We start from the raw sequence: 24,292 nt of genomic DNA on the forward strand, positions 1-24,292 counted from the left end.
GACTAATGAGCTTTTATACACATAGGCGGGCCTGGAAACTCTTTTTACTACTAAGCGCTATTGCTATCGGTATCTTTACCTTAGTTTATACGGATAAGTTGACAAACCAGCTGAAAGAAGAAGAGCGCAAAAGTGTTGAAATATGGATACAGGCCATCAAACAAATCACACAAAGTGAAACTGGCGAGGATGAACTGGCACTAACCCTAGAGGTCATCAGTCAAAACACCACCATCCCCATCATCATTATTGAAGCCGATTCAACAATCAACTCCTACCGCAACATTGACTTACCGGATGAAAACCAAGAGCAGGCCCTTCAAAAAGAGCTGCACCACCTCATGTCGCATGGCACCCCTTTGGTGATTGACCTTGGCGATAATGAATTGCAATATTTGTATTACGATGACTCTGTACTGATAAAAAAACTGGAGTGGTTCCCGATCATCCAACTCTCCATCGTTACCCTGTTTATCTTTATCGCCTACCTGGCCTTTAATGGCGCCCGTAAAGCAGAACAAGACCAGGTTTGGGTAGGCATGTCGAAAGAAACGGCTCATCAGCTGGGCACGCCCACCTCGTCCCTGTTAGGCTGGGTCGACCTGCTAAAGCTAAAAGAAGAAAACAGCGCAATTGCCTGTGAGCTGGAAAAAGATGTGGAACGCCTGCAGGTTATTACCGATCGCTTTTCAAAAATTGGCTCTAAGCCTGAGCTAACCGAACAACCCATACTATTGGCCATCGAAGAAGTTGTGGGCTATTTAAAACGACGTACTTCTTCAAACATCAACATTGATATAGCAACTGATGTGCCGCCCTATTCAATGGCTAGAATAAACAAAGTTCTTTTCCAGTGGGTAATTGAAAACTTGTGTAAAAATGCCATCGACGCCATGAGCGGCAGCGGGCATATCAAAATTCATATCCAGCAAAACAACGAACGCCTGCTCATGGATGTTACAGATAACGGGAAAGGATTGAGTCGTAAATATTTTAAAACTGTTTTCAAACCCGGATACACAACTAAATTAAGAGGCTGGGGTTTAGGCTTATCACTGGCAAAACGCATTGTTCAAGGATATCATGGCGGTAAGTTATTTGTTAAAGATTCGGAACTCGGTAAAGGAACAACCTTCAGAATAGAACTGCCAAAAGCCTGACGCATTTTAACTTATTTGACTTTGGATGCTAAAAAGATTCACTTTTCTTTTCTTGCGTTAGTTAATTTTATACTTTTGCACAGTTTTTAGCGAGGGAAAAGTGGACAGACTGAAAAATTACAGCATCCCGTTCAAGGGTTTAAAAGAAGGCAAACACCTGTTTAACTACGAAATAGGCGAAGGATTCTTTGAATTATTTGAACAACCTTTAATTGAAAAAGGGGATATTAACGCAGAAGTTGAGCTCAACAAAAGTTCAGCCCTGCTAACCTTAACCTTTAAAATTGGAGGTAATGTGGAAACCAGCTGTGATAATTGCCTGGAAGCTTTGACTCTTCCGGTGGAAAATGAATCGCTGATGTATATTAAATTTGGCGAGGAGTATAATGAACCCACTGAGGAGATTATTGTATTACCTCACGATGAGCATGAAATCAACGTAGCTCAGTTGATTTATGAGTTTATCTGTGTAGCACTGCCCATAAGGCATGTACATCCCGAAGATGAAAATGGCAACGTAACCTGTGATGCGGATATGTTGGATCAGCTGGATAACTATCTGGTTGAAGAAGACAGTGATGAAGAACAGGACGATGATATGGATCCGCGTTGGGCGGCTCTGAAAAATTTATTAGATAAATCAAGTAAATAGGTTGAAAAATGGCACATCCTAAGCGAAAAATCTCGAAAACGAGAAGAGACAAGAGAAGAACGCACTACAAAGCAGTTGCACCTGCATTGGGAGTATGTTCAAACTGTGGTGCTACTGTAAAGTTACACACAGTGTGTGGTGAGTGCGGTTACTACCGTGGAAAATTAGCTGTAGAAAAAGAAGTGACAGCATAGTTTATTGAATCCGCATTCAATAAAATTTGCCCTCAACAATTATTGAGGGCAAATTTTGTTTTAGGGCATTTGTTTTAAATCGTTTGTATACTATAACTGTTTTCTTACTTTTGTAGTCGCCCTAACTGAGTGTTATTGAATACGCTTCGTTTACAATTATTATAATTTTAAGGATTTAAGTAAGTAACATGTGTGGTGTTACTTGCCTAAAAGTTATTGAAATAAGGAAACCAAGAAAAACTTAGTTCAGGAGTGGAATAATTAATTTTTGGAAGTTTCCATCTGCTTGCGCGCCTGAGCGCAAAAAGCAAAAAATGAAAGTCAAATGAAAAAGACCAGTGCAGTAATTACAGCTGTTGGAGCATATGTTCCTGATTATATCCTCAATAATCACGAGCTAAGCAAAATGGTAGATACCACCGATGAGTGGATCATGACCCGCGTGGGAATCAAAGAGCGTCACATCCAGAAAGGCGAAGGCCTTGGTGCTTCGGACATGGGTGCTGAAGCAGTTAAGGAAATCTTTGCAAAAACCGGCATTAAACCGGAGGAAATTGATTTGGTTATTTGTACGACCGTCACACCGGATCATCCTTTCCCGGCAACGGCCAACATCATAGCAGATAAGTGTGGCATTAAAAATGGACATGGCTTTGATATCAATGGTGGCTGTTCAGGTTTTATATATGGCCTTGATACAGCATCGCGCTTTATCGAATCAGGAGCTGCCAAAAAAGTACTTGTGGTTGGAGCAGAGAAAATGTCATCAATTGTAGACTATACCGATCGCACCACTTGTGTATTGTTTGGCGATGCAGGCACTGCTGTATTGTTAGAACCTACAGAAGAAGAAATTGGAATTCGCGACCGCATCCTGCGCAGCGATGGCTTCGGGCGTGTTCACCTACATATGAAGGGAGGCGGTTCTGTTTATCCGGCCTCTCACGAAACGGTGGACAACAAAATGCATTACATCTATCAGGAAGGACAGCACGTATTCAAACATGCTGTATCTAAAATGGCTGATGTTTCTGTTGAGATTATGGAACGTAATAATTTAAGTGCTGATGAACTTTCGTGGCTGGTGCCTCACCAGGCTAACCTGCGAATTATTGGAGCCACTGCTGAGCGCATGAACCTTGATAAAGAAAAGGTAATGATTAATATTGAGCGCTATGGCAACACCACTTCGGCAACTATTCCGTTGTGTTTATGGGAGTGGGAAAAGCAACTGAAGAAAGGTGACAATATTATCCTGGCTGCTTTTGGTGCCGGTTTTACCTGGGGGTCGATCTACCTGAAATGGGGCTACGACTCAAAATAATTCACGAAACTACAATTATACAAAAGGCTGCCTCACGTTTGAAGCAGCCTTTTTCTGTAAATAATGAACCGTTTTTATTTATAGTCATCTAATTTTTCGGCCAGCTCGCCCACTTCATCAATTTTAAAGTTACCAAAGAAGGAAAGCAAAATGCCATTGGTTTCGCCCTGAAACAGCACATGACACTCCGATACTTTCTTTCCCTTGCGAAGAATCCGAATGTCCACATCCTCATCGGCCTCATCATCTTCCACCTTTTCATACTTTCTCAAAGGCAAATAACGCAATGCAACATCTTTAAACGCCATTGGTTCGTCCTTATCGGGCGCCTTATAAATGATCAATTTCACCTCGTGCAAATCCCCATTGACAGTACTTTCTTCATTCCCTTCCTCATCATCAAAGCTTAAATTAACAGCATCCAGCATTTCCTTTGAGAAGGTCATGATTGTGATGCCTGGCTCGAGTGCCATCTTTTCAAACAACTTATCGGAATAGCGGTCTTGTGCATGCGTGGCCAGGCCCAGTGCGGCAATTAATACAAATGCGAATAACTGTTTCATAGTTTAGAATTTAGATTTCAAATCATTAGTTAATCAGTACTCATCAATAAACCTATCCAGGTAAGGGCTTACCTCAAGTTGCTTCCCGTAAGGGATTTGTATCGTAACAATCACCTTTTGGTTACGCACCAAGGCTTCTTCTGCTACAACAAATTTGCGGTCGAGGTACAAGATTGAATCATTTTGTGACCAGTGATACATGGTTGTTTTGGCATTGAATTCAGCGTCTTCATCATTCAGCCCTCGCGCCCGTTTTTCAATAACCATGGAAAAAGAATCGCCATGCGCAATGTTAATGATCGGAGCCCCTTCTACCTGCAGATCGCCATCTTGTGTAAATAACTCCAGATGATTAATATCCATGAGGTAATCGCGTTTGGTATGCCCTACATCAGCTTTAGTGGGCTGTAAATAAATGGCTTCCGATGCGGTTTCTTTTAAGGTGTGGCGTTCGGTTAGGCCGCCAGTTTCTTCAAAACTTTTGGCAATACGCACTCCAGTAAAAAACACCATTACAATGCCCGCTAACCAAAGTATTAACGCTGCAAACCCCACCATCTTACCATGCCCTCTAAAGCGAAAGATGAGCTTAAGACCCAAATACAAGATCACTAAAAACGGGATACCCACTACCAGAAGTGCAGCCACCATTAAAAAACTCTGATCCAAATGAGACAGAAAACGGTCGGGAACGGAAGCTATGAAGTGATTACCATCGGTTACTGCCAGCCCTAAAAGTGTATCTTTAAACGCAAAGAAACCCACCAATCCCATAATGGAGAGAACACTCCAGATAACGATACCTACGCCAAGTATTATTCCAAAAATATTCAGCACCTGATGCAGACCACTGGCCATGGCATCTCCTGTTTTATTTGCTCGATTTTGCATACGTTGATAATTAGGTTTGTTTTTATACTCCTTAAATTTTGAAGACACCGCCTGGTACTCGTCTTTAATATTATCACCCATCTTTTTAAACGTCATGCCACCGCGCATTTCAATGCGTTGCCCCAGAGTTTTGGCTTTGGGCATGGCAATCCAAAGTACCAGGTAGATAAAAGCAACAACCCCAAACGACATCAGTGCAGTAACCACCGCTATGATGCGAAACACTAAAGGATCTACATCAAAATAGGCCGCTAGACCGGCACAAACGCCTCCAAGAAATCGGTCATCAGGATCGCGGAACAATGATTTTTTTCCAACATAAGTCGATGACGAGCTACTGGTGTCTTTGCTCTCAGAGGAATCGAATTCAGCATCTTCCTCATCCACAATCTCGGTTGGTTCGCCAATAGTGTGAATGATTTCTTCAACATCCGACAAGGAAACAGTGCCTCCCTGACACTTGTAATGAAATAGCTCGGCAATACGAGCTTCAATATCAGCAATCACTTCATTGGCCTCCTCATCATGGCCCAATCGCTGTTTTATTGTTTCTAAATAATTATTCAGTCGTTCGTAGGCCTCCTCTTCTATTTTAAAGGCAAAGCCATCAATATTTATATTTATCGTTTTATTCATAATATCGGTTCAACAATTTACTGCAGATTAGAAAACAGATTGACTTAACAAATTAGCATAAAACCGCCAAAGAGCCAAAAAATTACCTTTAAAGCCAGTGAGCCAAGCAACAGAAATGCAATAAGATACAGCACGACCTTGAGAATGGTTTTAAAGATGAGACCCAGCACCAATAGCACCAATACAAAGGTTAAGGCGCCTGGGAAAAAGATGTGGTTAAACGTTGGTGCCACATGGTAGGTAAATCCGGTAAAAACGGCAGCCGGTCCATGAAACACACCATGCAGGTGTGGCATATTAATGAACATGGCAGCTCCAATAACGGCCAAAATAATCAGAAAAGTTGTTTTTTCGCCCCGTGAGAAACGGCTAAAGAAACTCTTCCCCTTTTTATAGGTTGATGACTCCTTAAAATTTCCGAACTGCTTCTTCACCTCGTCGTATTCGTCACGAATGCTGCGTTCGATGTTTTCAATGGTAATGCGCTCCCCTCGCATTTGCAGCTTTTGCGCGGTTGTAAGCGCAGGAGGCAGGGCAATCCATAAAATAATATAGATGAGCGGCAAACCACCCCAGGTTAATAAAGTGAGTATAACAAACAGAACACGCACTATAACCACGTCAATACCAAAGTAGGCGGCAATACCGGCACAAACACCGCCAAATACGCGGTTATCAATATCACGGTAAAACCGTCGGCTTGGCTTTACATGTATCAGCGATGATGAAGTTGTAGTTTTCTTTTCCTCACCTTCAACACCTTCAAACTGCTCAGGCTCGCCCATGGTCGCAATCACCTCCTCAACCATCGTTATTGTTACCACCCCGGTTTCCCGGTTAATCCGCTCATTGAAAATTTCTGCAATTCGACTTTCGATATCAGAAATAATTTCATCACCACTCTCCTGCGAGCGAAAAGTAGACTCAATTTTATCCAGATAGTTGCGTAAGCGTGTGTAGGCATCTTCGTCAATATAGAACATGTGCCCACTGATATTAATAGTTACAGTTTTCTTCATTGCTCTGTTACATTATTGGTTTGGTGTATTAATTCAACGGCGCTGACCAGTTCCTTCCAGGAAGCATCCATTTCACCCAAAAATGTTTTTCCTTCCTCGGTGAGGGCATAGTACTTACGCGGCGGTCCTTGTGTCGACTCTTCCCAGCGATAGCTAAGAAGCTTAGCATTTTTCAGGCGCGTCAATAGCGGATATAATGTCCCTTCCACAACAATCATCCGCGCTTCCTTTAACTGATTGATGATATCTGAAGCGTAGGCATCGTTGTTAGACAAGATGAGTAGGATACAATACTCTAAAACTCCCTTCCGCATTTGCGCTTTTGCATTTTCTACATTCATTCCCCTGGTTTTATAGAGTTAATTTTAAATTTTATTAATGATTTGAGGTTTAAATAATAAGATACGCTCCAAATCAATGTCCTTATTCTGCTTCTTATTACTATCCCTCATTGCTTCATGTTTCTGCGCCTCTCTCTTCTCGGCTTCACTTAGAACATTCTTTTGAGGTGCTTTACGTTGCTCTGCCACCTGGCAAGTATCGGGCTTTTGTGTTTGTCCCATCACCAGCGGCAAAAAGCAAAAACCGATAAACAACACCATTTGAAAACGATACGAGTTATGTGCTTTGAGAAACTTCATGACAAATAATACTAGTTTTAACAATGAATTAGGTATAACAAATATACAGTCATTGTATGGTACTTTGCAATACATAGTACCATATTTTTTTTCAGACCATTTGAATATTTTTCCAAAACACGCGAAAACATTGGCCTGAACGATTAAAAAAAAAATAAGCACAGGGACCTAATTTTCTTACTTTTGTGGGCAAAACATCCATAATGCTATTCGATTCGGGATACTTTGCCTTATTTCTGGCCTCATTTTTAGCTGCCACAGTAGTGCCTTTCAGCTCGGAAGCCTTGCTATCGGGCATGCTGGCTGCCGATTATAACCTATACTGGTGCCTCGCCCTGGCGACATTAGGCAACTGGCTGGGCGGCATGAGCTCATACGGATTGGGCTGGCTGGGCAAAACAGAATGGATAGAGAAATACCTGAAAATTAAACATTACCAAATTGAGAAGACGAAAAAGATGGTAAAAGGCAAAGAGCTATGGATAGCCTTTTTCTGCTGGCTACCCGGCATTGGTGATGTAATAGCGGTTATCCTGGGCTTGCTAAAAGTTAATGTAGTTCTGGCAGGCATTGGTATGTTGATAGGAAAAATGCTTCGCTATGTGATTTGGGCTTTTATTTCTCTCGAAATTATTAATTGGGTCAACTAAATGATTAGGAATCCTAGTTATCAGGCTCTACATTCACCCTTGGAATTTAAATAATTTTCAAATCATCGTAATTTTGCCCATTTTTGCAGCTCTTTATTAATAGATTAGATTGATAGACGATAGATACCAGAAAAAGTCTGCTTAGCCAGATGCCTCGATACAAATGAAGGCACATTTGAATATTGCAGTCCATAAATCTACCAGCTATCAGTCTCTTATTGTGATTATTATCGTTGTTTAAATAAGTTCCAGATGGCAGAAGAAAATATAAGTGAAGCAATCAACGCCTCATTTGAGAGAGCAATTGAAAAAAGTAACGCCTTAGAAGCCGATTTACAGGTTAACCCAGGCAAGCACCGTGTATTAACAGGCGACCGTCCTACAGGCAACCTGCATATTGGACATTATTTTGGTTCATTGCAAAACAGGGTACGCTTGCAAAACCTGGGAGTCGAAACGTTTATCGTTATTGCCGACTATCAGGTATTAACTGACCGCGATGTATTTAAAGATATTTCGAAGTATGTACTGGAGCTGACCATCGACTACCTGGCATGTGGACTTGATCCGCATAAATTTAACACACACATCTTTCCGCATAGCCATATACCAGAATTGAACCAGTTGCTGGTACCTTTTCTATCCTTGGTATCTAACTCTGAATTAAGTAAGAACCCAACCATCAAAGAAGAGATTCAGGCATCCGGTCAAAATGTGATTAACGCAGGAATGTACACCTACCCCGTTCACCAGGCAGCTGACATCTTATTCTGCAAAAGTGATGTGGTGCCAGTAGGAAAAGACCAGTTGCCGCATATTGAACTCACCAGAAACATTGCCAAACGCTTTAACAAGAAGTTTAAGGCACGTGTATTTAGAGAACCTACAGGTTTATTAAGTGAAACACCGATGATTCTTGGCCTGGACGGCGGCCAGAAGATGAGTAAGAGCCGTAACAATACCATCATGATTAAAGCCACCGAGGACGAGACCATGAAGGCAGTAAAATCAGCTAAAACCGACTCGGAACGACTGATTACCTACGATCCGGACAATCGCCCAGAAGTTGCCAACCTGCTGCGTATTGCGGCACTGGCATCAGGCACCAAGCCCGAACAAATTGCTGCCGAAATAGGTGAGCAGGGCGCCGGTAAGCTCAAGCAAGTTGTAACAGAATCAATCAACGAGCATTTTAGAGAAATTCGTCAGAGACGATCACAATTGGAGAACGATCTGGATTTCGTAAAAAGCATTCTTCGCGAAGGAATTGGCGAAGCACGCAGCGTTGCGCAAAAAACACTAGAAGAAGTGCGGGTAGCCATGAACATGGATATCTAAAAAAATATCGAACAGTGTAAAAAGGGAGGCCAGTGCTTCCCTTTTTCTTTTTTAAGCCCTAAGCACTCCTTGCTATAAATCGAATCCCGCTTAGTTCTCATCCTCCTCATTGTTAAAAAAATATTAAATCTGCACCAAACGTATTTTTACGTCGCCAAGTTGACGTATTTTTGCATCAGATTGACCAAGTAAAATTATGTCACAAGCAAAAAACGATTTATTCGAAAAACCCTTACAGGATTTGGCGGTGCTGTTTAAAGCGTTGGGTCATCCGGCCCGATTGCAAATACTTAAGTTCTTAGGCACCCGCAACAGCTGTTTCTCAGGCGATTTATCGGAAGTGATACCGCTTGGGCGAACAACAGTCAATCAGCATTTGGCCGAACTGAAAAAAGCCGGCCTGATAAAAGGAACCACCTGTGGCTCCAAAACCAATTACTGCCTCCACCCGGAAGGCATTAACCTGCTTGCCAACTGTGGACTAACTTTTTGCAAGGAGCTTCAGACCAATATTGATGCAAACACAACATGTTAATTAACTAAAAAAACAGATAATGAGAGTATTGATTTTATGCACAGGCAATAGCTGCCGCAGCCAGATGGCCCACGGCTTTCTGCAGTCGTTCGATAAGGATATTCAGGTATATTCAGCCGGAACACAAGCTTCAGGAAAGCTGAATGCAAAAGCTGTACAAGTCATGCAGGAGATTGGTATCGATATCAGTGGCCATACCAGCGACTCGGTTCAGAAATACCTGAATGACGAATGGGACTTTGTCATCACCGTTTGCGGAGGAGCTAACGAATCGTGTCCGGCCTTTAGCGGCAAAGTTAAGCATCGACTGCACATTGGTTTTGATGATCCATCGCATGCCGAAGGAAGTGATGAATTTATTATGAGTGAATTCCACCGTGTACGCGATGAGATTAAAGAAGGGTTCTACAAATTTTATCTTGAAAACATCAAACAAGCCTAGCGATGTCTGATAATAAAAAGCAAATAGGCTTCTTCGAAAAGTACCTCACGCTTTGGGTGGCACTTTGTATCGGAGGAGGAATTCTGATTGGGCACTTTTGGGGAGATAGTGTAGCAGTTTTAAGCCAGCTGGAAGTGTCGGGTGTAAACATACTGGTGGCTGTATTGGTATGGCTTATGATTTACCCCATGATGCTTCAGGTGGATTTCACCAGCATCAAAAATGTAGGAAAGCGGCCCAAAGGGTTAATCTTAACCTTAGTTATCAACTGGCTTATTAAGCCCTTTACCATGGCCTTCTTTGCCTGGATGTTTTTCAGCAAACTCTATGGTGCGTTTATTGAACCAGAACTGGCCGGCGAATACATTGCAGGTGCCATTTTACTGGGGGCTGCTCCTTGCACAGCCATGGTATTTGTATGGTCGTACCTAACCGATGGCGACCCCAATTACACCCTGGTACAGGTATCGGTGAATGATTTGATTATATTGGTTGCTTTTGTGCCCATTGTTGGCTTTTTGCTGGGCATTACCAATGTAAGCATTCCTTACGACACTTTGGTAACAAGTGTGGTTGTGTTTGTGGTTGTGCCGCTGCTGGCAGGGACTATCACCAACCGCTACCTGATTAAACGTTATGGTGAACAATGGTTTACGCAAACATTTTTACCTAAATTTAAGCCGGTAAGCATCTTTGCCTTATTGGCGACGCTGGTATTGTTATTTGCTTTTCAGGGACATAACATCACACAAAATCCATTGATTATTTTGTTGGTGGCCATTCCGCTCATCATACAAACCTATTTTATCTTTTTCATTGCCTGGTTTGGCGGACGCAAACTTAAACTACCACACGCCATCTGCTCTCCGGCTTCCATGATTGGAGCCAGCAACTTTTTCGAACTGGCCGTAGCCGTGGCAATTGCTTTGTTTGGCCTTCATTCGCCCGCAGCCTTGGTGACTGTTGTAGGTGTATTGGTTGAAGTGCCGGTGATGCTGTCGTTGGTAGCATTGGCAAACAAATGGAAATACTAAAAATACAGATAGTTAAAAGTCAGTAGTCAGTAGTAAAGAATGTTAAACTATTGACTACTGACTAATAACTTCTGACTTATTCTTATTTTTGCAGCATGATTTACTTAGTAGCTGGTATTGTGGTGGCCCTGGTGGTGGCCTATTTCTTTTCCCGCAAAACAAATCAGGAAACAGAAGAACCGAAGATTGTTGCAGACGATTGCTGCGGCGCCCATGAGGTATGTGAGGCTGACAGCCTGTTGAGTAGTAGCGATAAGGCAGAGTATTTTGAAGACGAGGAGCTGGATACTTATAAAAACAAAGCTGCCAACAGCTACTCTGACGATGAAATTGAACAGTTTAGAGAAGTGCTTTTCACTCTGAAGGAACGCGAAGTAGCCGCCTGGCTCAAATCCCTGCAACTACGGGGTATTAATCCGCCCGAAATCATCCGCGAAGAAGCATTAATGATTGTAGCTGACCGGCGAGGCCTATAGCTGTATGACATATTTTTGATTTTTAATCTTATTTTAATTTATTTACTATCAGTAATATAATAATATTACTAGTCATTCAGTAGTAAATTGTCATACAAAATTACTGCAGAATCTTATATATTAGCTGTCAAAATACAGAAGCAATGAATCCAGTATTAACAGCGTTTATCATATCCGGTTATTTTGGCCTTTTAATTCTTATTTCATTTTTAACCAGCAAAAAAGCTGACAACGATACCTTTTTCAGAGGTAACAAGCAATCGCCCTGGTACATTGTATCCATTGGTATGATTGGTGCGTCCCTGTCAGGCGTAACATTCATCTCTGTTCCGGGGTGGGTGGCCTCCACCAATCTAACCTATATGCAGATGGTATTTGGTTACTTTCTGGGTTATCTGGTAATTGCCCACATCCTTTTACCACTCTATTACCGGCTCAACCTCACTTCTATCTACACCTATCTCGAAAAACGCTTTGGCTTCTGGTCGTATAAATCAGGGGCCTACTTATTTATATTATCCCGCACAATAGGTGCTTCAGCCCGCCTCTATTTAATGGCCAATGTACTGCAAATAACGGTATTTGATGCCTTCAACATTTCCTTTGAAGTAACTGTACTGGTAACCATCCTGCTAATTTGGCTATACACTTTCCGCGGGGGTATCAAAACCATCATCTGGACAGATACGCTACAAACCTTATTTATGCTGCTAAGTGTTGGGATTACTGTAGTGGTGATTGCCAAAACCATGAACCTTTCTTTTAGCGGTCTTATCAGTGCCGTGAGCGATAGCCAGTTTTCACAAATATTTGAATTCAGCGATCTGTCATCAAAACAACATTTTATCAAGCAGTTCTTTTCAGGGGCATTTATCACCATTGTGATGACCGGGTTGGACCAGGACATGATGCAGAAAAACCTGACCTGTCGCAACCTTAAAGATGCTCAAAAAAACATGTTCTGGTATGGATTCTCGTTTGTACCGGTTAACCTACTGTTCCTTAGCCTGGGGGTATTACTGTTTATGTTTGCTGCCAGCCAGGGCATTGCCATTCCCGAACGCTCTGATGACCTGTTTCCCATTATAGCAACGGGCGGCTACCTGCCTAAAATTGTAGGTATCTTCTTTATGCTGGGATTAGTGGCAGCTGCCTATTCGAGTGCAGACTCGGCCTTAACCTCTTTAACCACCTCGTTCTCGGTTGATATTTTGGGTGTTGAAAAAAAGAATCAGGCGGTCGCCAAAAAACTTCGTTTTAAAGTACACATTGGCTTCAGTATTCTGCTTGCCGTTGTCATCCTGCTATTCAGAGCCTTTAATAACGACAGCGTTATCAGCACCGTATTTAACCTGGCGGGATACACTTATGGCCCACTGCTCGGACTGTATGCGTTTGGATTATTTACCAAGCTGCAAGTCAGGGACTATTTGGTACCTTTCATCGCCATTCTATCGCCGGTTATTATTGGTCTGCTGGATTACAACTTTACCATCGGTTTTGAAAAGTTGATTTACAATGGTGCCATTGCGTTTATTGGCTTGTTACTTATTGCCAGATACAGGAAATGGTAATTGCTCAGGAACCTTTATATCATAGCCAGGAATAGATAACCCTCGACTGCGCATTGCTTCTTCAAACGGCATGTAGAAATCCCCGTCATCATCAATTACCAAACGGTGATTCAGCTCCGGAAAGTCCATTCTGGTGAGGTCGCGCATTTTGTAAACCACTGCGTTTCCATGATCGCGTAAGGTTCCCTTTCCCTTAATCTGATGGAAAGCATGTATCTTACCTCTGACGAATGCTCCATCCCGATTGGTCCAAACCTGAACAACAGGTGCCAGACGATTGGGCCCGGATAAGTTAAAGCGGCTATAGGTGCAGAAATTACCAAGGCTATAGGCAATAAAGCGATTCTTGTAGATTTCGATGGAACGAGGCACATGCGGGCCATGGCCAAAAACAACATCGGCACCGGCATCAATCACCGCATGGGCAAAGGCATAAACATTTCCCCGGTTTTCGCCATAAAACATTTCGGTTTCACGGGTCACATGCATATGGTCACGTCCTTCGGCGCCTCCATGAAACGATACGATGACGTAATCACACGTTGCATCCAACTCCTTCACAATCTTCACCGCCCCCTCAATATCTCCAATTTTGGCGGTTCCGGTATTTGGCGCAAAGGCACATAACCCCACCAGCTGACCATCTATTTCTTTGATGACAGAAGGTTTGTCGACCAAACCGGCAAAAGCAATGTCCAGACTATCCAACAAGCGGCGGGTAGAGATCAACCCGGGCGGTCCAAAATCGCGAATATGGTTATTGGCGATACTAACAAAATCGAACCCGGCCTTTTTTAAAACCGGTGCGTAGCTTGTGGGCGTTTTAAAAGCATAACATTTAGTCGTATCTCTGCAACTTTTGAATACCTTCCCTTCGTCTAAAAAAGCCCCCTCCAGATTACCAAACACCACATCGGCACCGGCAAAAACAGGAGCTACCTCCCGCACTAAAGGCCAGGGGTTGTTGTTGGGTGGCAAATACTGCACGGTTGGAAAGTGAGTACCGAACATCATGTCCCCTACCCCTACAAACGATAATCCACTATTAGCCGATTGTGAGAAGGCAGAACTAAAGATGCCAAACGCTGTAATCAAGAGTAAGATACTTTTTCGCATAACCTTTCAATTTGGATGCTAAAGATACTATTTTGCATTAAAGCCTCCCTGCAGACATTTGGCTTTTCGCGAAAATACAGCTAATATTGTGTGAGCTCATTTCAAACTACGTCGTAAATTATTTATCATGCCTTACAAAGAGCAAAAAATTGAGAGGTTGTTCTATTCCATAGGTGAGGTGGCCGAGATGTTTAATGTGAACACATCGCTCATTCGCTTCTGGGAAAAGGAGTTTGACATCATCAAGCCACATAAAAACAAAAAAGGCAACCGCCTGTTTACACCTAAGGATGTGGAAAACTTCCACTTGATTTTTCATTTGGTGAAAGAGAAAGGCATGACTTTAAAGGGAGCTCAAAAAAAGCTCAAAGAAAATCATGATGATACCGTCAATAACTTTGAAGTAGTATCCAAACTCAAGGATATAAGAGCATTATTGGTGGAAATACGGGATAACATAGATTAAGAAATTTAACGTGCAGATTCAGGAAATTATAAATGAACTGGAAAAGTTCGCCCCAGCCGCATTAAAGGAAGACTTTGATAATGTTGGCTTATTGGTTGGTAATGCCTCCACTGAAGCAAGGGGCGTGCTGATAACACTCGATATTACCGAAAAAGTAGTAGATGAGGCCATTGAAAAGGGCTGCAACCTGGTGGTCGCACACCATCCGATCATGCTGTCGGGACTAAAAAAGATAAACGGACGCAACGCCACCGAACGAATTGTTATTAAGGCTATTCAGCACAACATTGCACTCTATGCCTCTCACACCAATGCCGACTCGGTGCAGAATGGCGTGAGCGGCCGTATGTGCGAAAAACTAGGCCTTGAAAATTGTAAGATATTAGCTCCCAAAAAAGCAAGCTTGCTTAAGCTGGTCACTTTTGTGCCCCTCGAGCAGGCCGATAAAGTACGTGCAGCTCTTTTTGAAGCAGGAGCCGGACAAATAGGCAACTACGATGCCTGCAGTTATAACCTGACAGGCGAAGGAACGTTTAGAGCGGGTGATAACACCAACCCATTTATTGGTGAAATAGGTGAAATACACTGTGAAGCCGAGGTCAGAATCGAAACTATTTTACCCGACTTTTTGAAGGGAAAAGTAGTGCGTGCTTTACTAAAAGCCCATCCCTATGAGGAAGTAGCCTATGATCTCTACCCGCTGGCTAATGAATGGCATACGACCGGAATTGGTATGGTGGGCGACCTGCCTAATGAGCTGGATGAAGCCACATTTCTTAACCGGGTCAAAAACACATTTAAAGCCAAATGTGTGCGGTACACCACTCTATTGAGAAAACCTGTGAAACGTGTCGCCGTGTGTGGCGGTTCGGGCAGCTTTTTGTTAGGCAAAGCCATTGCCGAACAAGCCGATGTTTTCATCACAGGTGATTTTAAGTACCACCAGTTTGCCGATGCCGAAGAGCAAATTTTAATTGCTGATATCGGACATTTTGAGAGCGAACAATACACTAAAGAAGTTTTTTTTGAGTTACTTACAAAAAAATTCTCTAATTTTGCAATCCATTTATCAAACGTGAATACCAATCCCGTAAATTATTTATAACAGCATGGCAACAGATTCAAAAGCAAATGCACCAGAAATGACGGTAGAGGAAAGATTAAAAGCTCTTTATGACCTTCAGACAGTGGAGTCGTCAATCGACAAGATTCGTACGCTAAGAGGAGAACTTCCTTTGGAAGTGCAGGATTTGGAGGATGAGATCGAAGGGCTTGAAACCCGTATGGCCAACCTTGATGGGGAGGTTAAGAAATTAAATGACGCCATCCTGAGTAAGAAAAACGAGATTAAAGAAGCTGACCTTTTAATTAAGAAATACGAGGCCCAGCAAGGGAATGTCCGCAACAACCGTGAATTTGATTCGCTATCAAAAGAGATAGAATTCCAAAAGTTGGAGATTGAACTTTGCGAGAAGCGTATTAAAGAGTTTACAGTCGAACTTAAAAATAAGAAGGAGATTGGCGAATCATCAAGATCGCTTCTAGAAGAGCGTAAAGCCGACCTGGATGCCAAAAAGAAAGAGTTGGAAGAGATTGTTGGTGAAACACAGGTTGAAGAAGAGCGCCTGATTGAAAAGTCGGCTCAAATCATCAACACAATTCCTGAGCGCCTGCAGGTGGCCTTCAAACGCATCCGTAAAAATGCACGCAATGGCCTGGCCGTTGTAACGGTTGAGCGTGATGCCTGTGGTGGATGTTTTAACAAAATCCCACCTCAGCGTCAGATGGACATCGCTTCGCGCAAAAAAATTATTGTATGTGAGTACTGTGGCCGCATTTTGGTTGACGGTGCCATGGGCGATAGCGAAGAGTAAGCACTTTCTGATAAAAAATAATAGACAGCCGGACACGTTCCGGCTGTTTTTGTTGGGAGCTTTTGCTATTTTTAAACAAAACTATAGCATGAAACGAAACCTGATCCTGAGCGCCTTCTTGCTAGCCCTGTTAACATTGCAGGCTCCTGCACAGGAAAAGGCTTTTTTATCCGCTCAAGGCCAGCAGCAATTATGGCAGATATATCAGACACCGTTAGCTGCAAAACAATCTAATTTTTCCTCTCAAATATCTTCCATTGAACAGGAATACCTGCGATTATACAGCTTATTTATCGCCTATCAGGCCTCTGAAGAAAAAATCCTGGCCGACCAATTCTTCAACGGCTTAGATCAATTTGAAAAAGCCTTTGAAACAGATGATCGTTTCAAGCTGATGCTCACTACCCTGTTGATTCAGCAAAGTCTTATTAACTGGAATAATGAAGCTTTTAGCGATGGGTTAGTCTCGTTCTATAAGGCTCATCGCCTCTTTACCAAAACCGACAGTACCGATTTTACAGATAACCATCAAAAACTTAAGGGTATTTTCAGAGTGTTTTTCAAACAGATACCCGAACAATATCAGTTCTGGACCTCCTTATTCGGTTTAAATTGCGATGCCAGCGATGGTCTTACACTGCTAAAGAAGCATATTAATAACTGCCACCTCCGAAAAGGCGAATTGGAGGAAGCGCTCGTTCTTTATAGCTATTGCCTTCTTAAATTCGGTAATCCCACACATAAAGAGGTTATGGAGTTGATGGACACTTCAAAAGGCAATCCTTCTCCCATTCTGGCATTTACAGTAAGCTCGCTGGCTGTTCAGCAGCAGATGGCAAGCAGTGGCATTAAGTACCTTCATGCTTTACCAGACAGCATCTATCCTAAATTTCCATTACTCTATTACAATAAAGGCCGCCTTCAGCTCAACCAGTTGAATAAAAAGTCCTTGGAGAGCCTGCAAGCATTCCGAACATCCTTCAGCGGCCAATCCTTCCAAACTGATGCTTTATTGCGAAGGGCGTGGTGGCATCATATCCATCAGAATACCCAGCAACGCGACAGTATAACAAATCAAATACTGCAACAAAAACGTCTGCCAACCTCCAATGACAAGCAAGCAGTAAAAGAGGCCCCTGCATTAAAAACAGAGCCGGCTGGTTTGCTGAAAGCACGCCTGCTATTTGACGGTGGTGACTTTGAGCAAGCCCACCAACTCATGCTAGCCATCGATATTCATTCATTAAGCACCTATTATCATCCCGAATACCACTACCGGCTCGGACGCATCAGTCACGCGCTAAATAAGCCCCAAATGGCCTTAAACAATTACCGCACTGTGATTGAGCTGTGCCAATCGGATAAGCGCTATATTGGCCCCTATGCGGCTTTAGAGGCAGCCTCCATTACCATTGAATTGCAGCAAGTGCAAGCGGCCAAAAACTACCTTCGCCAAGCTTCAGAGCTAAACAATGGTCAGTACAAGAGTGATATCAAAAACAAAATTTCTGCCCTCTCGCTATTAATTGATCCACAGTAGCAAAAAAAGGGCCTGCCCCACGGCAAGCCCAACACAATTATAGTAAGCTAAACGAATCCTAGAATAAGCTGTCGATGAACTTATCGTCCGTCAGATTAGGTATAGTAACCTTTAACTGAGGATTAGCCTCCATCGCCCGTTGAATGGCAAAAATGGCTCCTTCGTTACGGGCCCAGCTGCGACGGGAAATTCCGTTGTTCACATCCCAGAAAAGCATGTTGGTCAGTCGACGGTGTGCATCATCAGAGCCATCGAGCACCATGCCAAAACCGCCGTTGATTACTTCGCCCCATCCTACGCCGCCACCATTGTGAATTGACACCCAGGTAGCACCGCGGAACGAATCCCCAATCACATTTTGAACTGCCATATCGGCTGTAAAACGCGAACCGTCATAAATGTTCGATGTTTCGCGGTAAGGACTATCGGTCCCCGACACATCGTGGTGGTCACGGCCCAATACAACAGGTGCTGAGATACGTCCTTCGGCAATGGCTTTGTTAAAGGCTGCCGCAATGCGCATACGCCCTTCGCCATCGGCGTACAAGATGCGTGCCTGAGACCCAACTACCATTTTATTTTTGCCTGCTTCTTTAATCCAGTGGATGTTATCCGCCATTTGCTGCTGAATCTCAACAGGTGATTCCTTCTTCAACTCTTCCAACACTTCGGTAGCAATCTGATCGGTCGTTTCCAGATCTTTTGGGTCGTTGCTGGCACATACCCAACGGAAAGGACCAAACCCATAATCGAAACACATTGGCCCCATAATATCCTGAACGTAAGACGGGTATTTAAAATCGCCTTTCTGATCCAGAATATCGGCTCCTGCGCGGCTCGACTCCAATAGGAAAGCATTGCCATAATCAAAAAAGTACATGCCGTTATCGGTGCACTTATTAACCGCCGCCACATGACGACGCAAACTTTCCTGTACTTTCTCTTTAAATAAGTCCGGATCTTCAGCCATCAGTCTATTCGACTCTTCGAACGACAAGCCTACCGGATAATATCCGCCTGCCCATGGGTTGTGCAATGAAGTCTGGTCGGACCCCAAGTCCACTTTTATACCTTCTTCGGCAAACTTTTCCCAAACATCCACTACATTACCCTGATAAGCGATGGACACCACTTCCTTGCCTGCTTTTGCCTTTTCAACGCGAGCTACCAGTTCATCTAAATCTTCAATTACCTCATCGACCCAACCTTGCGAATGACGGGTATGTGTGGCCTTTGGATTCACTTCGGCGGTGATGCTGATGCATCCGGCAATGTTGCCCGCTTTGGGCTGAGCCCCTGACATTCCGCCCAGTCCGGCTGTCACAAACAGCTTACCGGCTAAATCAGATTTACCTCCCGAAATCTTACGTCCGGCATTTAACACCGTAATCGTGGTTCCGTGTACAATTCCCTGCGGACCAATGTACATAAACGATCCGGCCGTCATCTGACCATATTGTGTAACACCTAAGGCATTGAAACGCTCCCAGTCGTCCGGCTTGGAATAGTTAGGAATCATCATTCCGTTGGTTACCACCACGCGAGGTGCATCCTTGTGCGATGGGTACAAACCCATAGGATGACCCGAATACATCACTAAAGTTTGCTCATCAGTCATGGTTGCCAGATACTGCATGCACAAGCGGTATTGCGCCCAGTTTTGGAAAACGGCTCCGTTACCTCCGTAGGTAATCAGTTCGTGCGGGTGCTGCGCCACTGCATAATCCAGGTTATTTTGAATCATTAGCATGATAGCAGCCGCCTGCTTCGATTGATGAGGAAACTGATCGAGGTGGCGGGCCTTCATCTCATAATCGGGGCGCAAGCGATACATATAAATCCGACCATAAGTATTGAGCTCCTGTAAAAACTCAGGTGCCAGCTCAGCATGGTGGGTCTCCGGAAAATATCGTAACGCATTCTTAAGCGCCAGTTTTTTCTCGTCTGCTGATAAAATCTCCTTCCGCTTAGGCGCATGGTTAATATTAGGGTCATAAGCCTTAGGAGCTGGCAACACTTCAGGAATTCCTTCTAAAATAGCTGCCTGAAAAGCTTGTATATCCATAGGTAGTAAGTTTTATTTTTCGATTTAGAGCGAAATTACAACCATATTGAGCTTATATACATGACAAAAGGCAAATTGAGTAAAATCAGGTTTTGAAAAAGCTGACAGCTTTTTCAAAACTATACACCATTAAGCTTCAAATAAACAATATACTCACAACGAAGGGTTAACACCAGAATACCAAGGTGACAATTATCGTTTCTGTTTATTTTTAAAAACTGTATATTGAAATCCAATTTCAAAAAACCAACTAATATGTTTTCAAAAGAGACGTACATCAATAGACGAAAAAGGCTGCAACAAAAAGTGCAGTCGGGATTAATTTTGATGTTGGGAAATACCGATGTTCCCATGAACTACAAGGACAATGTTTATCATTTCCGTCAGGATAGTACTTTCTTGTATTTCTTTGGCATTGACCTGCAAGACCACGCAGCCGTTATAGATATTGATAATAATAAAGAGTATTTATTTGGTGATGATATTTCATTGGGTCACATCATCTGGATGGGTCCACAACCAACTATGGCAGAGAAAGCTGCTTCGGTTGGTGTTGAAAATACGCGCCCCATGGCTGATTTGGCAACTATGATTGCTGATGCGCTGAAAGCAGGTCGTCCGGTGCATTTCAATCCGCCTTACCGAGGTGAAAATATCATGTGGCTCGCAGATCTGTTAGGCTGTCGCCATAACGAAGTACAAAGCAAAACATCGCTGGAGCTCACCAAGGCCTGTATTGAGATTCGCTCAATTAAAGAACCTTGCGAAATTGAAGAAATGGAACGCCATATGGCCGTGGCCTACCAGATGCATACCACTGCAATGCGCATGGCACAGGACGGCGTTACTGAACAGGCTATTACCGGGGCGATGGAAGGCATCTCCATGAGTGGAGGCGGTATGGTATCGTTCCCTATTATTTGCAGTAAACGAGGTGAAACCCTGCATAACCACGACCACAGTAATACCCTGCGAACTGGCGATCTATTATTGGTGGATGGCGGTAGCGAATCACCTCTGCACTATGCCACCGATCATACACGTACCTCTCCTGTGGGTGGCCGATTCACACAACGCCAGAAGGAGATTTACCAAATCGTGGTCGATGCCAACAACATTAGCCGCGAGGCCACCAAGCCGGGTGTAACCTATAAAGAAGCTCACCTGGTAGCTGCACGCGTTATTGCCTCAGGACTCAAAGACCTTGGCCTGATGAAAGGTGACGTAGATGAAGCAGTGGCAGCAGGTGCACACGCCATGTTCTTCCCACATGGATTGGGCCATATGATTGGTTTGGATGTGCACGATATGGAAGATTACAACGATACCTTGGTTGGTTACATGGACGAGATGGAACGAAGCTCTCAGTTTGGCTTATCCGCACTTCGCTTAGGCCGCACGCTGCAGCCCGGCTTCTGTGTTACCAATGAGCCAGGCATCTACTTTATTCCGGCATTAATCGACACGTGGAAAGCGGAGAAAAAACACACTGAGTTTATCAACTACGATAAAGTAGAATCTTACAAAGACTTTGGTGGTGTGCGCTTAGAAGATGACATCCTGGTAACAGAAGATGGCTGCCGTATCTTAGGCGAACGCATTCCTATTACTGTGGAAGAGGTTGAAGCCACCGTTCGTGAAGGAAAGAAATAGTTTATAGAATTAGTCGGAGGTCAGTAGTATAATGGACTACTGACCTCTGACCATCAAAAGATGAATCGTTTTTAAAAGTAAATCATGAAGAAATTACAACTACTATTTTTAGCTACGGCAATAGCGATTGGAACTGTAGCACAAGAAGAACAAAAAAGCACCATCGAGTTTACCCCGGTGCACGATATTACAACTACGGCAGTTAAAAGCCAGGACCGCACAGGCACCTGCTGGTCGTACAGCACCACCTCATTTGTCGAAACAGAGATCATCCGTTTAGGTGGTCCCGAACTGGATCTGTCGGAAATGTACTTTGTACGCTACGTCTATCCTGAGAAAGCGCGTTTATATGTGATGGCCCACGGCAAAGGAAACTTCAGTGAAGGTGGTCAGGCGCATGATGTAATAAATGTTATTCGCCAGCATGGTATTGCCACAGAAGCAGCCTACCCGGGGCGCCGCGATGTATCAAAACCACATAACCACTCTGAATTAGTCTCTTCGCAGAAAGCTTTGCTTGACAATTACATTAAAGGCCGTAAAGCAGCGCCGTCACCAGTGTGGTACGAAGTGCAGGATGCTATTCTGGATATTTATTTGGGCGAGGTACCTGCACAAGTAGAAGGTAAAACGCCTCAGCAGTACGCTCAAGATATGAAAATCAATCCAGATGATTATGTAGAGCTCACCTCTTACACTCATCATCCTTATTACAAAGCCTTTAGCCTGGAAGTGCCCGACAACTGGAGCAACGACCAGTATTACAACCTTCCATTAAACGAGCTGATGGAAGTGATGGATAATGCTTTAGCCAATGGCTACTCCTTTGTATGGGACGGCGATGTAAGCGAAAAATTCTTCTCGCACAAATTGGGTGCTGCCATTGTGCCGGCTGATGAAGACCTGGGCTTCGCCCCACAAGAAGAAAAAATGATTACGCCCCAAGTACGCCAAGAGGCATTCTTATCGTGGCAATCAACCGACGATCACCTGATGCACATCACTGGTCTGTCGAAAGATCAAAACGGCACGCCCTACTACAAAACCAAAAACAGCTGGGGCACTGATCGCGGGGCTTATGAAGGATACCTGTACATGTCAGAAAGCTACATGCGCCTGCATACAGTGGCTATCATGGTGCATAAAGATGCGCTGCCCAAAGCCATTAAAAAGCAGTTGGGCATTAAATAAAATAGAGGACAACTCGATTAATATTTCAAGGTGGCTACGGCCACCTTTTTTGTATCCCATCATTGATAGAACGAGTGATTACAAAGTTTGCTCTCCGCGCCCTCCATCTACTGACCTAAGAATTAATTACAGTGTCCTCGTCAGGATTCACCCGCCTTTTATTCACATTTCCCTTAACACAATCGCTCTTTGTTATAAATAAAAAAGGTGACCATTAGGCCACCTCTTTCTTATATATGTCAATATTCTTTTTTTAATCAAATGTCTGATTGGAATTGGACGATATCTGAATCATCTTGTCATATTCTTCAGCCGTTAGGTCTTCCTGGAAATAGTAATGCTGAGGATTCACCTTACGACCTTTCACATGCACTTCGTAATGCAGGTGCGGAGCAGTACTTCCGCCGGTATTTCCAACGTGGCCTATCACATCACCTCGTTTAACTGTTTGCCCCTTTCTCACATTAAACTCATCCAGGTGGGCATAGAGTGTTTTATAGCCAAATCCGTGGTCTATCTCAATACGTTTTCCGTAACCCGTTTTCTCATTGGTTATTTTTGTCACTTTACCATCGGCAGTGGCATAAATATCTGTTCCCGTTGGGGCCGAAAAATCCATCCCCTCATGAAAACGTTTCACTTTATAAATAGGATGAATGCGGTACCCCCAGCCAGACGCTGTGCGGCGTAAATCGCGATTGGAAATCGGCATAATGGCCGGTGTGCAACGCAACATCTCTTCCTTGCGCTTAGCTAATGAAATCACCTCATCAAAGGAAGTTGATTGCACATACAGCTGCTTCATAACAATATCCAAACGTCTGGCGGTATTAACCACCAACTCTGCATTATCCATGCTTTCTAAATGACGGTAACGGTTAACGCCTCCAAACCCGGCTCGTCGAATGCTGCTTGGGATACTGTCTGCCTGAAAAATGGTGCGGTAAATATTTTCATCCCGCAGTTCAATGTCTTCCAACACCATCTCCAGTTGATCCAGCTTTTTATTCATTATATCATACTGTGTCAACAGCTGCTGGTTCTCCCGCTCCAGACGCTTCTCAACAGGGCTCTGGAACACATAAGGATAAATGAAGTAGGTCAGCATCCCAACCAAAAGAATAAAAAGGAAGTAGATGGATGCTCTGGATATGTAGTATTTGTAACCTTTATTTATTTTATCGTAGCTAAGCGTTTCAGGATTATATCGATACTTAACTCTTGACATAGACCATATGTTTTACTTTTGTTATAAAAA

At 43.4% G+C, this 24,292-nt stretch carries 25 protein-coding genes; 17 read left to right on the top strand and 8 right to left on the bottom strand.

Going from position 1 to position 24,292, the window contains the following annotated elements; translation table 11 throughout:
• Positions 1–5 precede the first annotated feature (5 nt).
• The 4 genes from ACSX1H_RS06475 (at position 6) to ACSX1H_RS06490 (ending at position 3,330) form a co-directional block, all read left to right on the top strand.
• Positions 6–1,160: a sensor histidine kinase gene (locus ACSX1H_RS06475; protein ID WP_439183023.1), complete on the top strand. Its 1,155-nt coding sequence runs from the start codon at positions 6–8 to the stop codon at positions 1,158–1,160.
• A 100-nt stretch (positions 1,161–1,260) separates the two neighbouring features.
• Positions 1,261–1,812 (top strand): YceD family protein, encoded by a 552-nt coding sequence (locus ACSX1H_RS06480; protein ID WP_439183024.1) that lies wholly within the window; start codon positions 1,261–1,263, stop codon positions 1,810–1,812.
• A gap of 8 nt (positions 1,813–1,820) precedes the next feature.
• A complete protein-coding gene (gene rpmF, locus ACSX1H_RS06485) occupies positions 1,821–2,006 on the top strand; it encodes a 50S ribosomal protein L32 (RefSeq protein ID WP_212188993.1) in 186 nt (61 codons plus the stop codon).
• Positions 2,007–2,331: 325 nt separating this feature from the next.
• Positions 2,332–3,330, top strand: a complete 999-nt coding sequence (locus tag ACSX1H_RS06490; protein ID WP_439183025.1) for a beta-ketoacyl-ACP synthase III — start codon at positions 2,332–2,334, stop codon at positions 3,328–3,330.
• A gap of 74 nt (positions 3,331–3,404) precedes the next feature.
• Here ACSX1H_RS06490 and ACSX1H_RS06495 read toward each other — a convergent pair whose 3' ends face one another.
• From ACSX1H_RS06495 to ACSX1H_RS06515, 5 genes are read right to left on the bottom strand one after another with little or no spacing between them, the layout of a single operon-like run.
• Positions 3,405–3,893, bottom strand: a complete 489-nt coding sequence (locus tag ACSX1H_RS06495; protein WP_439183026.1) for a DUF4252 domain-containing protein — start codon at positions 3,891–3,893, stop codon at positions 3,405–3,407.
• Between the two features lie 33 nt (positions 3,894–3,926).
• Entirely contained in the window at positions 3,927–5,420 is a 1,494-nt protein-coding gene (locus ACSX1H_RS06500; RefSeq protein WP_439183027.1) for a PspC domain-containing protein, read from the bottom strand.
• A gap of 44 nt (positions 5,421–5,464) precedes the next feature.
• Entirely contained in the window at positions 5,465–6,439 is a 975-nt protein-coding gene (locus ACSX1H_RS06505; protein ID WP_439183028.1) for a PspC domain-containing protein, read from the bottom strand.
• Entirely contained in the window at positions 6,436–6,780 is a 345-nt protein-coding gene (locus ACSX1H_RS06510; RefSeq protein WP_439183029.1) for a PadR family transcriptional regulator, read from the bottom strand. Before ACSX1H_RS06510 ends, ACSX1H_RS06505 begins: the two co-directional genes overlap by 4 nt.
• Before the next feature lie 24 nt (positions 6,781–6,804).
• On the bottom strand, positions 6,805–7,080 hold the full coding sequence (locus tag ACSX1H_RS06515) for a hypothetical protein (RefSeq protein WP_439183030.1): 276 nt from the start codon (positions 7,078–7,080) through the stop codon (positions 6,805–6,807).
• 203 nt (positions 7,081–7,283) lie between these two features.
• Between ACSX1H_RS06515 and ACSX1H_RS06520 the strand changes: the two genes are divergently transcribed.
• The 7 genes from ACSX1H_RS06520 (at position 7,284) to ACSX1H_RS06550 (ending at position 13,129) form a co-directional block, all read left to right on the top strand.
• Positions 7,284–7,730 (top strand): YqaA family protein, encoded by a 447-nt coding sequence (locus tag ACSX1H_RS06520; RefSeq protein WP_439183031.1) that lies wholly within the window; start codon positions 7,284–7,286, stop codon positions 7,728–7,730.
• 252 nt (positions 7,731–7,982) lie between these two features.
• Positions 7,983–9,068, top strand: coding sequence for a tryptophan--tRNA ligase (trpS, locus tag ACSX1H_RS06525; protein WP_439183032.1), 1,086 nt, complete (start codon positions 7,983–7,985; stop codon positions 9,066–9,068).
• A gap of 196 nt (positions 9,069–9,264) precedes the next feature.
• Positions 9,265–9,603, top strand: coding sequence for an ArsR/SmtB family transcription factor (locus ACSX1H_RS06530; protein WP_439183033.1), 339 nt, complete (start codon positions 9,265–9,267; stop codon positions 9,601–9,603).
• A gap of 19 nt (positions 9,604–9,622) precedes the next feature.
• Positions 9,623–10,045, top strand: a complete 423-nt coding sequence (locus ACSX1H_RS06535) for an arsenate reductase ArsC (RefSeq protein WP_439183034.1) — start codon at positions 9,623–9,625, stop codon at positions 10,043–10,045.
• 2 nt (positions 10,046–10,047) lie between these two features.
• A complete protein-coding gene (gene arsB, locus ACSX1H_RS06540) occupies positions 10,048–11,079 on the top strand; it encodes an ACR3 family arsenite efflux transporter (protein WP_439183035.1) in 1,032 nt (343 codons plus the stop codon).
• Positions 11,080–11,174: 95 nt separating this feature from the next.
• Entirely contained in the window at positions 11,175–11,555 is a 381-nt protein-coding gene (locus ACSX1H_RS06545) for a hypothetical protein (RefSeq protein WP_439183036.1), read from the top strand.
• Between the two features lie 143 nt (positions 11,556–11,698).
• Positions 11,699–13,129 (top strand): sodium:solute symporter, encoded by a 1,431-nt coding sequence (locus tag ACSX1H_RS06550; protein ID WP_439183037.1) that lies wholly within the window; start codon positions 11,699–11,701, stop codon positions 13,127–13,129.
• Here ACSX1H_RS06550 and ACSX1H_RS06555 read toward each other — a convergent pair.
• Positions 13,100–14,245 (bottom strand): CapA family protein, encoded by a 1,146-nt coding sequence (locus ACSX1H_RS06555; protein WP_439183038.1) that lies wholly within the window; start codon positions 14,243–14,245, stop codon positions 13,100–13,102. The two genes, ACSX1H_RS06550 and ACSX1H_RS06555, sit on opposite strands and share 30 nt — an antisense overlap.
• Positions 14,246–14,372: 127 nt before the next feature.
• On the opposite strand from ACSX1H_RS06555, the gene ACSX1H_RS06560 reads away from it, so the two are divergent.
• The 4 genes from ACSX1H_RS06560 (at position 14,373) to ACSX1H_RS06575 (ending at position 18,125) form a co-directional block, all read left to right on the top strand.
• The gene (locus tag ACSX1H_RS06560; protein WP_439183039.1) at positions 14,373–14,711 is read left to right on the top strand and encodes a MerR family transcriptional regulator; all 339 of its coding nucleotides are present in this window, start codon (positions 14,373–14,375) and stop codon (positions 14,709–14,711) included.
• A gap of 10 nt (positions 14,712–14,721) precedes the next feature.
• Positions 14,722–15,816, top strand: coding sequence for a Nif3-like dinuclear metal center hexameric protein (locus ACSX1H_RS06565; RefSeq protein WP_439183040.1), 1,095 nt, complete (start codon positions 14,722–14,724; stop codon positions 15,814–15,816).
• Between the two features lie 4 nt (positions 15,817–15,820).
• On the top strand, positions 15,821–16,585 hold the full coding sequence (locus tag ACSX1H_RS06570; protein WP_439183041.1) for a zinc ribbon domain-containing protein: 765 nt from the start codon (positions 15,821–15,823) through the stop codon (positions 16,583–16,585).
• An 88-nt stretch (positions 16,586–16,673) separates the two neighbouring features.
• Positions 16,674–18,125, top strand: a complete 1,452-nt coding sequence (locus ACSX1H_RS06575; RefSeq protein ID WP_439183042.1) for a hypothetical protein — start codon at positions 16,674–16,676, stop codon at positions 18,123–18,125.
• A gap of 58 nt (positions 18,126–18,183) precedes the next feature.
• On the opposite strand, the gene hutU is transcribed toward ACSX1H_RS06575, so the two are convergent.
• Entirely contained in the window at positions 18,184–20,190 is a 2,007-nt protein-coding gene (gene hutU / locus ACSX1H_RS06580) for a urocanate hydratase (RefSeq protein ID WP_439183043.1), read from the bottom strand.
• A gap of 255 nt (positions 20,191–20,445) precedes the next feature.
• Here hutU and ACSX1H_RS06585 point away from each other — a divergent pair, with 255 nt between their 5' ends.
• Complete coding sequence (locus tag ACSX1H_RS06585; RefSeq protein ID WP_439183044.1) at positions 20,446–21,843, top strand: aminopeptidase P family protein; 1,398 nt, start codon at positions 20,446–20,448, stop codon at positions 21,841–21,843.
• An 84-nt stretch (positions 21,844–21,927) separates the two neighbouring features.
• Complete coding sequence (locus tag ACSX1H_RS06590) at positions 21,928–23,034, top strand: C1 family peptidase (protein ID WP_439183045.1); 1,107 nt, start codon at positions 21,928–21,930, stop codon at positions 23,032–23,034.
• A gap of 253 nt (positions 23,035–23,287) precedes the next feature.
• Here ACSX1H_RS06590 and ACSX1H_RS06595 read toward each other — a convergent pair whose 3' ends face one another.
• The gene (locus ACSX1H_RS06595) at positions 23,288–24,262 is read right to left on the bottom strand and encodes a M23 family metallopeptidase (protein ID WP_439183046.1); all 975 of its coding nucleotides are present in this window, start codon (positions 24,260–24,262) and stop codon (positions 23,288–23,290) included.
• Between the last annotated feature and the right edge of the window lie 30 nt (positions 24,263–24,292).

Origin of the sequence: Carboxylicivirga taeanensis, from assembly GCF_051851475.1 — a bacterium.
Classification (GTDB): domain Bacteria; phylum Bacteroidota; class Bacteroidia; order Bacteroidales; family Marinilabiliaceae; genus Carboxylicivirga; species Carboxylicivirga taeanensis.